Origin of the sequence: Streptomyces sp. NPDC057280 (assembly GCF_042668605.1) — a bacterium.
Taxonomy (GTDB): domain Bacteria; phylum Actinomycetota; class Actinomycetes; order Streptomycetales; family Streptomycetaceae; genus Streptomyces.
In genome coordinates this window covers 645,571-658,780 of sequence record NZ_JBHUYR010000003.1, presented here as the reverse complement: position 1 = coordinate 658,780, position 13,210 = coordinate 645,571, and the positions used below count along the sequence as shown (strand labels likewise).

The 13,210-nt window shown below is 71.7% G+C and carries 13 protein-coding genes; 4 read left to right on the top strand and 9 right to left on the bottom strand.

The window, feature by feature from the left end:
* Positions 1–5 precede the first annotated feature (5 nt).
* From ACFUO4_RS21540 to ACFUO4_RS21510, 7 genes are all read right to left on the bottom strand, one after another.
* Positions 6–659: an RES family NAD+ phosphorylase gene (locus ACFUO4_RS21540; protein WP_383487008.1), complete on the bottom strand. Its 654-nt coding sequence runs from the start codon at positions 657–659 to the stop codon at positions 6–8.
* A 44-nt stretch (positions 660–703) separates the two neighbouring features.
* On the bottom strand, positions 704–1,381 hold the full coding sequence (locus ACFUO4_RS21535) for a hypothetical protein (RefSeq protein WP_383487005.1): 678 nt from the start codon (positions 1,379–1,381) through the stop codon (positions 704–706).
* Positions 1,378–2,499, bottom strand: coding sequence for a hypothetical protein (locus tag ACFUO4_RS21530; protein ID WP_383487002.1), 1,122 nt, complete (start codon positions 2,497–2,499; stop codon positions 1,378–1,380). Before ACFUO4_RS21530 ends, ACFUO4_RS21535 begins: the two co-directional genes overlap by 4 nt.
* Before the next feature lie 121 nt (positions 2,500–2,620).
* Entirely contained in the window at positions 2,621–4,102 is a 1,482-nt protein-coding gene (locus ACFUO4_RS21525) for a GntP family permease (RefSeq protein WP_383486999.1), read from the bottom strand.
* Positions 4,103–4,211: 109 nt separating this feature from the next.
* Positions 4,212–4,622, bottom strand: a complete 411-nt coding sequence (locus ACFUO4_RS21520; protein ID WP_079312358.1) for a RidA family protein — start codon at positions 4,620–4,622, stop codon at positions 4,212–4,214.
* On the bottom strand, positions 4,619–5,383 hold the full coding sequence (locus ACFUO4_RS21515; RefSeq protein ID WP_383486995.1) for an IclR family transcriptional regulator: 765 nt from the start codon (positions 5,381–5,383) through the stop codon (positions 4,619–4,621). The genes ACFUO4_RS21520 and ACFUO4_RS21515 overlap by 4 nt, the downstream gene beginning before the upstream one ends.
* Positions 5,380–6,405 (bottom strand): sugar kinase, encoded by a 1,026-nt coding sequence (locus ACFUO4_RS21510; RefSeq protein ID WP_383487895.1) that lies wholly within the window; start codon positions 6,403–6,405, stop codon positions 5,380–5,382. Before ACFUO4_RS21510 ends, ACFUO4_RS21515 begins: the two co-directional genes overlap by 4 nt.
* A 180-nt stretch (positions 6,406–6,585) precedes the next feature.
* Here ACFUO4_RS21510 and ACFUO4_RS21505 point away from each other — a divergent pair, with 180 nt between their 5' ends.
* Positions 6,586–7,863, top strand: a complete 1,278-nt coding sequence (locus tag ACFUO4_RS21505; RefSeq protein ID WP_383486992.1) for an amino acid deaminase — start codon at positions 6,586–6,588, stop codon at positions 7,861–7,863.
* A 91-nt stretch (positions 7,864–7,954) separates the two neighbouring features.
* Entirely contained in the window at positions 7,955–9,538 is a 1,584-nt protein-coding gene (locus ACFUO4_RS21500) for an amidohydrolase family protein (protein ID WP_079312350.1), read from the top strand.
* Positions 9,539–9,541: 3 nt separating this feature from the next.
* On the opposite strand, the gene ACFUO4_RS21495 is transcribed toward ACFUO4_RS21500, so the two are convergent.
* Together ACFUO4_RS21495 and ACFUO4_RS21490 are read right to left on the bottom strand one after the other, a co-directional pair.
* Positions 9,542–10,456: a serine protease gene (locus tag ACFUO4_RS21495; RefSeq protein ID WP_079312348.1), complete on the bottom strand. Its 915-nt coding sequence runs from the start codon at positions 10,454–10,456 to the stop codon at positions 9,542–9,544.
* Between the two features lie 185 nt (positions 10,457–10,641).
* Complete coding sequence (locus tag ACFUO4_RS21490; protein ID WP_383486988.1) at positions 10,642–11,316, bottom strand: hypothetical protein; 675 nt, start codon at positions 11,314–11,316, stop codon at positions 10,642–10,644.
* Positions 11,317–11,441: 125 nt separating this feature from the next.
* Between ACFUO4_RS21490 and ACFUO4_RS21485 the strand changes: the two genes are divergently transcribed.
* The gene (locus ACFUO4_RS21485) at positions 11,442–12,653 is read left to right on the top strand and encodes a pyridoxal phosphate-dependent aminotransferase (protein ID WP_079312344.1); all 1,212 of its coding nucleotides are present in this window, start codon (positions 11,442–11,444) and stop codon (positions 12,651–12,653) included.
* Positions 12,654–12,728: 75 nt separating this feature from the next.
* Complete coding sequence (locus ACFUO4_RS21480; protein WP_079312342.1) at positions 12,729–13,124, top strand: hypothetical protein; 396 nt, start codon at positions 12,729–12,731, stop codon at positions 13,122–13,124.
* The last annotated feature ends 86 nt before the right edge of the window (positions 13,125–13,210 follow it).

Below are 13,210 nucleotides of genomic sequence, written 5' to 3'. Positions count from 1 at the left end.
GGCGCCTAGGGCGCCAACTGGACGTAGTACGGCTGGAGTACGGAGTTGAGCCACTCCTGGCCGTCGGGCGTGTCGAAGTCCACGGTGTCCTCCTCCTCGGTGCGCAGGGCGCCGGACGGGCTGCGGTCGCCGAACAGGACCACCGTGCGGTCGGCCGGTTCCCGCTTCGACGCCCAGAGCAGGCCCTGCGCCCAGGGTTCGGTGCGGCTGCGGATCCAGTGGGCCCAGTCGCGGGTGTACGGGTACTCGTGGGCCTCGGTGTGCACCAGCCAGGTGTCCTGGTGGACGGCGGCCAGGTCCTGGGCGCTGACCAGCGGCAGGACGGTCAGGTCGGCGGCGAGGCGCAGGGTGCTCAGGCGGCGGCCCTCGACCGCGCGGCGCGGCAGCAGGCGGGGGCCGCCGGCCGGGTCGAAGGGCAGGGAGCGCAGCAGGGTCTCGCAGACGGCGGCCGTGGGGCCGAGACCGGCGTAGAGATAGCCGTAGGCGTCGCAGGAGGTGGCGTCGAAGCGGCCGCCGCCGTAGAGGCAGTGGGAGGGCTTCGGGTTGAAGCCGGCGGCGGGGCGGTGGGAGCCGTGGATGCGGTACAGCGGGGTGCCGCGGGTGAGCGTGACCTTGCCGGGGGTCCCGATCAGGGCTTCGGGCGGCCGGTAGTTGGGCACGGTCAGTCACTTCCCATCCGGCAGGCCGTCTTCCGTTCTCGGAGTCATTCCCCACTCTCCATCAGGAACCTTGCGGTATCGACCAGTTGACGGTCACGGCCGGTGCCCAGCAGGCTCGCCGGGCTGGTGCCGAGCCAGGCGTTGGCGGACAGCCACCAGTCGGCGGCGCCCCACGGATCGCGGTCGGCGGCCAGCAGGGCGTTGACCTCCAGGACGACCAGCCAGGGCAGGGTGTCCTCGGAGAACTGGAACCGCGGCAGGCGCAGCCGTCCGCCCACGCCGGGCAGCCGGATCAGCTCGGGAGCGAAGGGGGCGCCGCCACGCTGGAGGAGCGTCTCGGCGTCCAACGCGGGCTCGGCGAGCAGCCGTTCGCGCACCGGCCCGAGGACGGGGCCGACCATGCGGTGCCCGTCGATGAGCAGGACGGCGAGATCCTCGGCGGCGAAGCCCTGCACGGTCGGCCGGCCGCCCCCGGTCGCCGGCGTCCCCGTGAACCGCGCCCCGGTCTCCGCCCCGAACTCGTCCGGCAGCCACTCCGCCAGCAGGTCGGCGGCCTGCCGGGCGGCGGCGTACCGCAGCCGCTCGTCGCGTTCGGGGTCGCGGACCACGGCGACCAGGCCGGTCAGCCGCTCCCGTTCCTCGGTTCCGAGGCGTCCGGCGACCCGGTCCCAGCGGGCCGCGGCGGCGGCGAGGACGACGTACGGATCGTCGGGCGCGCTCATCGGTCGTCCTCCGCGGGGACATGGGGGGCCAGCAGGCGTTCCAGCAGGTCGGCGCGGGCGTGCCGGCGTACGACGAAGTGGATCTCCCAGTCGGCGCCGCGGGCGAGTTCGGCCTCGACGGCGGCCCACAGCGCGCCGAAGCTCTCCAGCGGGGTGAGGCCGCCGCGCCCGGCGCCGAGCAGGGGCAGGCAGACGGACCGCAGGGGCGGGTCGTGGGCGCCGGCTTCCTCGGCGAGCAGCGCGAAGACGCGGGCGACGCCTCGGGTGATGTCGGCGGGCTGGACGTCGTAGTCGTTGGTCTCGGGGCGGGGCACGGCCACGGCGACGTGGTAGATCCGCCGGATGCCCTGGGCGGCCAGCGCGCCCGCCGAGGTGACCGCGACCGTCCCGGGCTGTGCCGCCCGGCCGGGAGCCCCGTGCCGGGCGGTCCAGCCCCGTAACTCGTCGTCGATCCTGTCGTCGACGAGTCCCCCGACGGGGTCCCGGTGCGCGCCCGCGCGGCGCAGGGTGGCGGAGACGGACGACTTGTAGGGCGCGGGCAGCGCGAAGTAGATGTTCGTCGGCGAGACGACCACGTCGATGTCGCGCAGCAGGTCGACGGAGTGGACGTGCAGGCTGACGGGGACGGTACGGCGGTCGACGCGCAAGCGCAGGGTGCGGTGGGCGGCGGGCATGCGGTCGGGCGACGGGTCGTACGGCGGTACGGGCGCTCCGCTCGGGGGCACCCCCTGGGCGACGAGCTGGACGACCTGTTCGGCGACCTGCCCGAGGACCATGAGCTCGTGGTGCTTGCGGAACCGCTCGACGCTCACCCCGTACACCTGGGCGGCCCGCCGGCGCCGGTCGGCGGCCGGCCAGTCGCGGGTGCCCTGGGCGAGGCCGAGGCTGTACTCGGCGGCGGTCTGCAGGGTGCCGCCGCCCATCCTGGAGACGGCGAGCCGCAACACCTTCTCCACCGGCCCCCCTGGCGACTCGCCGTCTCCCCGCGGGAGTTCACGGGCGGCCCCGGCGAGTGCCGGTACGTCGAGCGCGCGCAGCCTGACGACTCCGGCCCGCCGCACCTTCCGCACCTCCGCGAGAACCGCTCCGTGGTCGGGCACGTGAGGCGACGGCGGCATGACGATCAGCATCGCACCGCCGTCGCGGCCCTCACAAGCCCGCTCCGTACAACCATTCCAGCGCACGCCCCGGTCGCGAACGGGTCGCGTCCGGGGCGAAGTCAGGCCGCAGGCAAGGGAGTTACGACACGAAGAGGCTCAGGGCGGCCGCCACCAGGAACCCGACCACCGACAGCACCGTCTCCAGCACGGTCCACGTCTTCAAGGTGTCCCGTTCGCTGATGCCGAAGTACTTGGCGACCATCCAGAAGCCTCCGTCGTTGACGTGCGAGGCGAAGATGGAGCCGGCCGAGATGGCCATGATGACGAGGGCGACGAAGGCCTGGGAGTGGTCGCCCTCGGCGAGGAGCGGGGCCACGATGCCGGCCGTCGTCACGATGGCGACCGTGGCCGAGCCCTGGGCGACCCGCAGGACCACCGAGATCAGATAGGCGAGGACGATGACCGGGAGGCCGACGTCGTTGAAGGTGTCGGACAGGGCCTGGGCGACGCCGCTGGCCTTCAGGACGGCGCCGAAGACCCCGCCCGCGCCGACCACGAGGAGGATGTTGCCTACCGGCTTGAGCGATGAAGTCGACACCGTCTCCAGGGACTTGCGCGACCAGCCGCGGCGGATGCCGAGGAGCCAGTAGGCGAGGAGCAGGGCGATCGTCAGGGCGACGAAGGGGCTGCCGAAGAACTCGATCACCGAGCGCCCGGTGGACGGGTCGAGGGCGATCGAGGAGAAGGTCGCGGCGAGGATCAGGACCAGCGGGGTGCCGATGATGCCGAGCACCGTGCCGAGCGGGACGGGGTCCTCCCGCGGTACGACACCCTGCGCGCGCTGCTCCTCGATCACCGCCAGCCGCGCCTCCGCCGCCGCCTCGACCATGTCCTGCGGTACGGCCACGAAGATGCGGCGGCCGACCCACGCCGAGAACGCCCACGCGGCCAGCACCGCCGGGATGCCGCAGACGACGCCCATGAGGATGACCCAGCCGAGGTCCACGTGGAGCAGGCCGGCCGCGGCCACCGGACCCGGGTGCGGGGGCAGGAAGGCATGGGTCATCGACAGGCCCGCGAGCAGCGGGAGGCAGTACAGCAGGATGGACTTGCCGCTGCGCTTGGCGGCCGCGTAGACGATCGGCGCGAGCACGAAGATGCCGACGTCGAAGAAGACCGGGATGCCGAAGATGAGGCCGGTGAGGCCCATGGCGAGGGGCGCCCGCTTCTCCCCGAAGAGGTTCAGCAACCGGGACGCCAGCACCTCGGCTCCGCCGCTGACTTCGAGGATCGCGCCGAGCATCGTGCCGAGGCCGATGATGATCGCGACATGGCCGAGGATGCCGCCCATGCCGGACTCGATGGTGGACACGGCGTCGGAGCGCTGGACGGTGCCGAAGAGTTCGGTGACCGACAGGCCGGCGAGCAGGCCGACGGCTATGGAGACGGCCAGCAGCGCCACGAAGGGCTGGATCCTGACCTTGATGATGAGGAAGAGGAGCAGGGCGATGCCGAGGGCGGCGACGGTCAGCAGACCGGCGGTGCCGTCGACGAGGAGGAGCAGGCCACCGGTGTGGGGCGGGGCCTCGGCGGGGGCGGTCGCGGCGAGCGGAAGGGACATGGGGGTCCTCTGCGTAAGTGCATACAGCTTTCGGGCAGGGCGAATCGCGGCATGGCCCCCCGTGGGAGGCCAGGCCGGCGGCTTACGGTGTGCGGGAGTTGAGGAAGCGTCAGCCGAGGACGGCGAGCGCGTCGATCTCGATCAGGAGACCGGCGGGGAGACCGACATAGACGGTCGTACGGGCGGCAGGCGGCTGGGTGAGCCCCTGCTCCTCGAAGTAGGTGTTGTAGATGCCGTTCATCTCGGCGAAGTGGTCGACGTCCGTGAGATAGACGCGGATCATCATCACGTCGTCCCAGGAGGCGCCGCCCTCCTCCAGGATCGCCTTGACGTTGGCGAGGGTCTGGAGGGTCTGCTCACGCAGGGTCGGCCCGGCGGGCGTCGGGGCCTGCCCCGCCACCGCCGGCAGGAACCCGACCTGCCCGGCGACCTGGAGGATGTTGCCCTTGCGCACCCCGTGCGAGAACTTCGCGGGCGGGGTGGTGTGGGTCTTGGGGGTGAGGGCGATCTTCTCGGTCATGGGGTGACTTCCTTGACGGGGGTTCTGCCGGAGTACTCGCCGCTGATCGTCTCCGCCGTACGGCGGACCAGCGGGAGCAGGGTGAGGAGTTCGTCGGCGGTGACGACGACGTTCGGCGCGGAGACCGACATCGCGGCGACGACACGGCCGTCGGCGCCGCGGATCGGCGCGGCGATGCAGTTGATGGACTCCTCGTGGCCACCGAGGTCGGTGGCCCAGCCCTGTTCGCGCACCCGCTCCAACTCCTTCAGGAAGGCGGCGGCGTTGGGGGTCGAACGGGCCGTGTACAGGGGGTAGTCGAGCTTGTCGGCGAGGGCGCGGCGCTCGGCCTCCGAAAGGTCGGCGAGCAGCAGCTTCGCGACGGCGGCGACGGTGATCGCGACGGGCTTCCCGATCCGGGAGTACATCCGCACCGGGTAGCGGCTGTCCACCTTGTCGATGTAGAGGACGTCCCCCTCCTCGTACACGGCGAGGTGGACGGTGTGGCCGACCTGTTCGCCCAGGCGTACGAGGTGGGGGTGGGCGATCTCGCGGATGTCGAGGTTCTCCATCGCCTCCTGGGCGAGGGCGATGAGGCGGGCGCCGAGGCGGTAGCGCTGGTCGGACTGGCGGTAGACCATGCCGTGTTCGTGGAGCGTACGCAGGAGGCGGAGGGCCGTGGACTTGTGGACGCCGAGGCGGTCGGCGACCTGGCCGAGATCGGCGGGGCCCTCGGCGAGCAGCGGCAGGATGCTGAGCGCGCGGTCGACGGTCTGACTCATGGGGTGCGTACCTCCTCCGGGGCCTGCGCGGCTTGCGTCCAGCCGGGGCCGAGTCGAAGTCTCTCCCACGCCTGGTCGTCGAGGGCGACGAGGCGGTCGGCGTGTGCGCGGGAAGGGGGTGCGGCGAGGTCACCGGGGGCGGTGAGGGCGGCGGCGGCCCAGAGGTGGCCGTGCCTCAGCCGCTCCCGTACGGGGAGGTCCCTGAGGGTGCCGGACAGGAACCCGGCGGCGAAGGCGTCTCCGGCGCCGGTGGTGGAGACGATGTCGACGGTGGGGGCGGGTTCGAAGGTGCGGGAGGCAAGCGGATCCAGGGGCGCGGGGAACTGCGCGACCAGCCCCCACACACCCGCAGGCGACACGAAAGCGGTTGCCCCCGCCCCTCCTTGCTTCACCACCAGCACCGCCGGCTCCGGCAGCAGCTCCCGGATCTCGTCCGGCCCGCCGCCGACCCCCCACGCCTCCTCCGCCTCGTCCTCCCCCACGAACACCACATCCGCCCCCCGCGCCAGCTCCAGCAGCACCCGAGGCCCATCGGCGTCACGCCACAACCCCGAACGATGGTTCACGTCGAAGGACACCAAGGGGCGCCCCTCGCCCCGCGCCGTCAGGGAGCGCATCAGCTCCAGGCAGCCCTCGGACAGTGCCGCCGTGATCCCGGACAGGTGCAGGATCCGGCCCGCGCCCACCTCCACGTCGTCCACCGTCATCGCCGACGCCGCCGATCCCGCCCGGTAGTAGGCGACCTCGTGCGCGGACGTCCCGCGCTCCCCCGCCGTACGGAAGTACACCCCCGTCGGCCGCAGCGCGTCCCGGCGTACGCCGCTGACATCCACGCCGTACGAGCCGATCGTCCCGACCAGGTGATCCCCGAAGCCGTCGGCCCCCACCCGGCTGACCCACCGCGCCGAATGCCCCGCCGCGGCGAGGACACACGCCACGTTGGACTCCGCGCCGCCGATCGCCCGGTCGAAGGACGGCACGTCGGCGAGGCGGCCCGGTCGGGTGGGCAGGAACGTGACCATGGACTCGCCGAGCGCGACGACGTCCACGACGTCCGGGGCGTTCACGATGGTCGTGGCTCCTCGTCGTCTCGGGCCCGGGCGGCTCCATTGACCCGGCGTTGGCCTGGATGTTAGACAGCGTTGAGCGACATACGCAATGCACGTTGCACAGAGTGCAACCGACCTGATCAGGGAGGCCCCGTGTCTCGTGACACCGGTTCCGAAGCCCTCGCCCGCCTCGCGGAGGAACGCGTCGACCACCGCTTCAAGGGCCTCCCCCCGGACGCCGACGGCCTCACCGTCGGCGAGCTCGCCGCCCAGCGCCGCAATCTCTTCACCGACGGCTTCACCACCCCGGTGCTGGCCCTCTCCGCCGAGCGCCTCGAGCACAACCTCCGGCTCATGGAGACGTACGCCGACCGGCACGGCCTCGCCTTCGCCCCGCACGGCAAGACGTCCATGGCGCCGCAGCTCTTCCGGCGCCAGATCGAGCACGGCGCCTGGGGCATCACCCTCGCCGTCCCGCACCAGGTCCGCGTCGCCCGGGCGTACGGCGTCCAGCGGGTCTTCCTCGCCAACGAGCTGACCGACGCCGCCGCGCTCCGCTGGATCGCCGGTGAGCTGGCGTCGGACCCCGCCTTCCGGATCATCTGTTACGTCGACTCCGTGCGCGGCGTCGAACTGATGGACCGCGCGCTGCGGGGGACCGCCCGGCCGGTGGACGTCGTCGTCGAACTCGCCGCCGGTGAGGGGGCGCGTACCGGCGTCCGCACCGAGGCCGAGTGCGCGGCGGTCGCCGATGCCGTGGCCGGCACGGAGACGCTGCGGCTGGTCGGTGTCGCCGGGTACGAGGGGGAGGTGCCGCAGGCCGACCCCGAGCGGGTGCACGCCTGGCTGCGGCGGCTCGTCGGGCTCGCCATCGACTTCGACAAGGGGGGACGTTTCGCCGGCCTCGACGAGATCGTGGTCAGCGCGGGCGGCAGCGCCTGGTTCGACGCGGTCGCCGACGTCTTCGCCGACCTCCCCGGACTGTCGCTCCCCGTACTGAAGTTGCTGCGCTCAGGCGCCTATGTCTCGCACGACGACGGGCACTACCGGAAGATCACTCCCTTCAACCGGGTCCCGGAGGAGGGCGCCCTGGAGCCGGCGTTCCGGCTCTGGGCGCAGATCGTCTCCCGGCCCTCCGCCGAGCAGGCCTTCGCCAACGCGGGCAAGCGCGACGCGGCCTACGACCTGGGCCTGCCGTCCGCCCAGGTGGTACGCCGGGACGGGGCGGAGCGTCCGGCGACCGGCATCGAGGTCACCGGGCTGTCCGACCAGCACGCCTGGCTGCGCACCGGCCCGGAGGCGGACCTGGAGGTCGGCGACTGGGTGGGACTGGGCCTCTCCCACCCATGCACGTCCTTCGACAAGTGGCAGCTGATCCCGGTGGCCGAGGCGGACGGCACGGTCGTCGAGTACATCCGTACCTATTTCTGAGTCGGGTACATCCGTACCTATTTCTGAGTCAGGTACATCCCTGTCCATTTCCGAGTCGAGTACCTCCGTACCTCCTTCTGAAGGGCCCGCCATGGAAGAGCTCGTCATCCGGGACGCGGACGTCGTCGACGGCAGCGGTGAATCCTCGTACCGCGCCGATGTGGTGGTCGACGGCGGCCGGATCGTCTCGATCGTCAAGGAGGCCGCCGACGCCGGGTGCCAACGCCCCACTGCACGGCGGGAGTTGGATGCCGAGGGGCTCGTCCTCTCCCCCGGCTTCGTCGACATGCACGCCCACAGCGACCTCGCCCTGCTGCGCGACCCCGACCACAGCGCCAAGGCCGCGCAGGGCGTCACCCTCGAAGTCCTGGGCCAGGACGGGCTGTCGTACGCCCCGGTCGACGACCGCACGCTCGCCGAGGTGCGCCGCGCGATCACCGGGTGGAACGGGTACGGCGACGACATCGACTTCGACTGGCGGACGGTCGGCGAGTATCTGGACCGCCTCGACCGGGGCATCGCCGTCAACGCGGCGTATCTGATCCCCCAGGGGACCGTCCGGATGCTCGCCGTCGGCTGGGAGGACCGCGAGGCGACCCCGGCCGAGCTGGACCGGATGCGGCAGCTGGTCGCCGAGGGCATGGAGCAGGGCGCGGTCGGCATGTCGTCCGGGCTCACCTACACGCCCGGCATGTACGCCAAGGACGCCGAACTCACCGAGCTGTGCCGGGTGGTGGCGTCGTACGGCGGCTACTACTGCCCGCACCACCGCTCCTACGGGGCGGGCGCGCTGGAGGCGTACGAGGAGATGGTGGCCCTGACCCGGGAGGCGGGCTGTGCGCTCCATCTCGCCCACGCCACCATGAACTTCGGCGTGAACAAGGGCCGGGCGCCGGAGCTGATCGCGCTGCTGGACAAGGCCCTCGCGGACGGCGCCGACATCAGCCTCGACACGTACCCCTACACACCGGGCAGTACGACTCTCGCCGCCCTGCTGCCGAGTTGGGCGAGCGAGGGCGGTCCGCAGGAGATCCTCAGGCGGCTCGCGGACGACGACACCGCCGAGCGCATCCGGCACCACCTGGAGGTCGTCGGCTCGGACGGCTGCCACGGGGTGCCGGTCGAGTGGGAGACGATCGAGATCTCGGGGGTCGGCGACCCCGCCCTGGCGGACCACGTCGGCCGCCGCGTCGACGGCTGGGCGACCGCCCGCCGGCTGCTGCTCGCCGACCGGCTGGCCCCGTCGATCATCCAGCACGTGGGCCACGAGGAGAACGTCCGGCAGATCATGCGCCACCGCGTCCACACCGGCGGCTCGGACGGCATCCTTCAGGGCGCGAAGCCGCATCCGCGGGCGTACGGCACGTTCCCGCACTACCTCGGCCATTACGTACGGGAGTTGGGGGTGCTGTCCCTGGAGGAGTGCGTCGCGCATCTGACCGGCCGCCCGGCGGCCCGGCTCCGCCTGCCCGACCGCGGCCTGGTCCGCGAGGGCTACAAGGCCGACCTCGTCCTCTTCGACCCGGCGACGGTGGCCGCGGGCTCGACCTTCGCCGAGCCGCGCGTCCTCCCGACCGGTATCCCGCACGTCCTGGTCGACGGCCGTTTCGTGATCGAGGACGGCCGCCGGACGGACGTCCTTGCGGGACGCTCCGTCCGGCGAACCGCCTCATGAGGGCTACGGCTTGGGCAGCGTGCAGCCGCTCTTGCTCAGGTCCAGCTTGTTGTCCAGGCCGAAGCAGGCCGGGATCTGGTAGGTCTCCTGGGCGTAGTTGATGCCCTCGCGGACGGTGACGTTGCCGCTCGCGTCGACCTCGCAGGGGTTGTTGTCGGTGCAGCGGCCGCCGTCCTCGTTGCCGGTGTTGTTGACGGCGACGACCTTGCCGGTGGCGTTGTCGATGACGGGCGAGCCCGAGGTGCCGCCGATGGTCTGGCAGGCGGAGGTGTAGCGGACCGAGTCCTTCCAGGTCCACTCGCCTTCCTTGAGGCGGTAGGCGAAGCCGTCGACGTTGCAGGCGTACGTGCGCTTCCAGTAGCCGGAGACGACCGTGATGGCGGTGCCGGCGACCGGGTGGGTGTCGTTCAGGGTGAGGGCGTCGATGCCGTAGGTGCTCTTGATGGACGCGTAGGTGCGCGTGAGCTGGTAGATCGACACGTCGGTGTCGGTCATCGTCGCGTAGGCGATCTTGTTGGCGCGGAGCGTGCCGACCCGGGTGCCGGCGGAGTTGAGAAGCCCGAAGCTGCGGGTCGAGGCCTGGTCGACGATGACCTCGCCGGCCGCCGGGAAGCCGGTCTCCAGGCAGTGCCCGTTGGACATGACCAGCGCGGGGTCGTCCGCCTCGGAGTTGGGGAAGCGGATGACGGACCCGGAACAGTTGCTGAGCGAGACGGTACCGGCGAAGCTGACGGCCTTGACCTGGGGTGCGAGCGCCCGGTTCAGGCTCGCCGAGGCGGACGTGACCGTGTCCCAGGCCGTGGAGACGGCGGTGCTGGTGTCCACCGCGCTCGTGGTGTCCGGGGCCGCGACCGCGGGTGCCGCGCCGACCCCGGCCAAGGCCAGGGCGATCACTACGGCACCGAGAGGCTTCTTCATGTGGGGGTCCCCTCATTGCGACGAGGGTGACCGGAGAATCTCCGGCCACCCGCCAAGTTGTCATGCGCATTCTCATCGCGTGGGGGGCAGCCGGGCAAGGAGTTCTCTCGAGCGATGGGGGTTTCCCTATGCGTCCCCTGTCAACAGGCGCACTGCTGCCCAGAGTTGGGGACTTCATGCATCTGCTACCTGGGTCGTTTGGTGCTGCCCCGGCCTTTGCCGGGCTTGCTGTCGGAACCGGCACCGGAGTCGGAGCCCGTATCGGACCGGGTCGCGGTCGGCGTGGCCGAGGGGGTGGGGGCGGGAGCGGTCGTGGTGGCGCCGGCTGAGGGCTCGGCCGTGTCCGACGTCGTGGGCGACGGGGCCGCGGGCGGGGCCGAGGAGACCGGCGCGGCGGAACCCGGCCCATGGTCCTCGGTCTTGCCGGCCGTGCCCGAGGCGGGTTCCGTCGACACCTCCGGCGCCGCCGAACCCGTAGACGCGCCCTTGCCCTCCGGGCCGTCGGACGACCCGGACAGCGAGAGCCCGGCGATGATCGCCACCACCGACACCGCGCCGACGGCCCCGGCGGCGACGGCCGCGCGCCGCGAGCGCCAGGGAGCGGTCTTGGGCTTACGACGGGAGCGGGGGCCGGCGCCAACCGGAAGCCGCGGAGCCTCCGGGAGCCCCGGAGCCCCTAGGGCCATCGACGGCAGCTCGGCCGTCTCGTCGTACGCGTTCTGCCAGCCGTGCGCGATGGCCGGGTCGGCGTAGGCGTCGTAGGAGGGGGGTGGCCCGGGCTGCGGGTGGTACACGTTCGGCGCACCCTGGGGCGCTCCGGCCGCGCCGATGCCGTTCTCGGGGTGAGGTGGCCTGGACATGGCCGCGCATTGTAGGGACGCGGGAGGTTCCAGGGACACCCACCGGCGATAACGCCCCAAACCACGCGTCTCACGTGATGGGAAACACCGCCCAAGGGTCGTTACCGGGCCGTAAGCTCCCTGACATGCAGGTGATCCAGTCGACCAAGCTCGCCAACGTCTGTTACGAGATCCGGGGCCCGGTTCTCGAGGAGGCCATGCGGCTCGAGGCGGCGGGTCACCGCATCCTCAAGCTCAACACCGGCAACCCGGCCGCCTTCGGGTTCGACTGCCCGCCGGAGATCCTCGAGGACATCCTGCGGAACGTGTCGTCGGCCCACGGCTACGGCGACGCCAAGGGGCTGCTCGCCGCGCGCCGGGCCGTGGTGATGCACAACCAGACCCTCGGCATCGAGACCGACGTCGAGCACGTCTTCATCGGCAACGGCGTCTCCGAGCTGATCGTGATGGCGATGCAGGCGCTGCTGGACGACGGCGACGAGGTGCTCGTGCCGTCCCCCGACTATCCCCTGTGGACCGCCGCCGTGTCCCTGTCCGGCGGTACGGCCGTGCACTACCGGTGCGACGAGCAGTCCGACTGGATGCCGGACCTCGCGGACGTGGAGCGCAAGGTCACCGACCGCACCAAGGCGATCGTCATCATCAACCCGAACAATCCGACGGGTGCGGTGTACGACGAGACCATGATCCGCGGGCTGACGGACATCGCGCGCCGCCACAACCTGCTGGTCTGCTCCGACGAGATCTACGACAAGATCCTCTACGACGACGCGGTCCACGTCCCGACCGCGTCCGTCGCCCCCGACCTGCTGACCCTCACCTTCAACGGCATGTCGAAGGCGTACCGGGTCGCCGGGTACCGGGTGGGCTGGATGGCCATCTCCGGCCCGCGCGCACACGCCGACTCCTACATCGAGGGCCTGACCATCCTCGCCAACATGCGGCTGTGCGCGAACATGCCGGGGCAGCACGGGGTCGTGGCCGCGCTCAGCGGACGGCAGACCATCGAGGACCTGGTGCTGCCCGGCGGCCGGCTGCGGGAGCAGCGGGACGCGGCGTACGAGCTGCTGACACAGATCCCGGGCGTGACCTGCGTGAAGCCCAAGGGCGCGCTGTATCTCTTCCCGCGCCTCGACCCCAACGTCTTCAAGATCAAGGACGACCGGCAGCTGGTCCTGGACCTGCTGCGGCGCGAGAAGATCATGGTCGTCCAGGGGACCGGCTTCAACTGGAGCGAACCGGACCACTTCCGCGTGGTGACCTTGCCGACCGCGCGTGATCTGCGGGACGCGGTGACGCGGATCGGGAACTTCCTGGACGGCTACAGCCAGCCGTAACCAGATCTACGACCGGCTCAACTTTAGACAGAATCTAAGCTAGGATGGCTTCCTGACAGTGACGGAGGCCCTCTCATGTACGAACCGATCCGCACCAAGTCGGTCCACAGCACGATGGCCGACGCCCCCACGGACTTCCCGCACCGCAGCCGTGAGGAAGAGCTGGACATCCAGCTCGCGGGGCACCTGTCCGCGCTTCTCGCGGTGACGGACGAGCTGCGTGCGCTGGAGCCGTCCACCGACCTGGACACCGCCGCGGAGCGGCTCGCCGAGCAGGTGACACGGCTGCGGGGTGGCGGTACGCCGGTCCGCGCGGTCGCCTCCGGCGCTGGTGACGTCGCGGCTCTGCATGAGCGGGCGCATGCCCTCGCGGGGCGGGCGCTGGTGGTCGCGGCGTCGCGTGCGGACACGGCGGTGGCCATTCTTGCCGCCGAGCGGATGGATGCCCACGCGTTGAGCAGCGTCGGCTGACACTTCGGCCGACGCCACGAACGGCCCCGGTCCGCGTGCACCCGCAGCGACGCGCGGACCGGGCGCCACTGATGTGCTACTCGCCG

Bases quoted from the DNA above. Each gene is read 5' to 3' on its own strand.
- ACFUO4_RS21535 (WP_383487005.1), bottom strand. From the start codon at position 1,381: ATGAGCGCGCCCGACGATCCGTACGTCGTCCTCGCCGCCGCCGCGGCC.
- ACFUO4_RS21530 (WP_383487002.1), bottom strand. From the start codon at position 2,499: ATGCCGCCGTCGCCTCACGTGCCCGACCACGGAGCGGTTCTCGCGGAG.
- ACFUO4_RS21525 (WP_383486999.1), bottom strand. From the start codon at position 4,102: ATGTCCCTTCCGCTCGCCGCGACCGCCCCCGCCGAGGCCCCGCCCCAC.
- ACFUO4_RS21520 (WP_079312358.1), bottom strand. From the start codon at position 4,622: ATGACCGAGAAGATCGCCCTCACCCCCAAGACCCACACCACCCCGCCC.
- ACFUO4_RS21515 (WP_383486995.1), bottom strand. From the start codon at position 5,383: ATGAGTCAGACCGTCGACCGCGCGCTCAGCATCCTGCCGCTGCTCGCC.
- ACFUO4_RS21510 (WP_383487895.1), bottom strand. From the start codon at position 6,405: ATGGTCACGTTCCTGCCCACCCGACCGGGCCGCCTCGCCGACGTGCCG.
- ACFUO4_RS21500 (WP_079312350.1), top strand. From the start codon at position 7,955: ATGGAAGAGCTCGTCATCCGGGACGCGGACGTCGTCGACGGCAGCGGT.
- ACFUO4_RS21495 (WP_079312348.1), bottom strand. From the start codon at position 10,456: ATGAAGAAGCCTCTCGGTGCCGTAGTGATCGCCCTGGCCTTGGCCGGG.
- ACFUO4_RS21490 (WP_383486988.1), bottom strand. From the start codon at position 11,316: ATGTCCAGGCCACCTCACCCCGAGAACGGCATCGGCGCGGCCGGAGCG.
- ACFUO4_RS21485 (WP_079312344.1), top strand. From the start codon at position 11,442: ATGCAGGTGATCCAGTCGACCAAGCTCGCCAACGTCTGTTACGAGATC.
- ACFUO4_RS21480 (WP_079312342.1), top strand. From the start codon at position 12,729: ATGTACGAACCGATCCGCACCAAGTCGGTCCACAGCACGATGGCCGAC.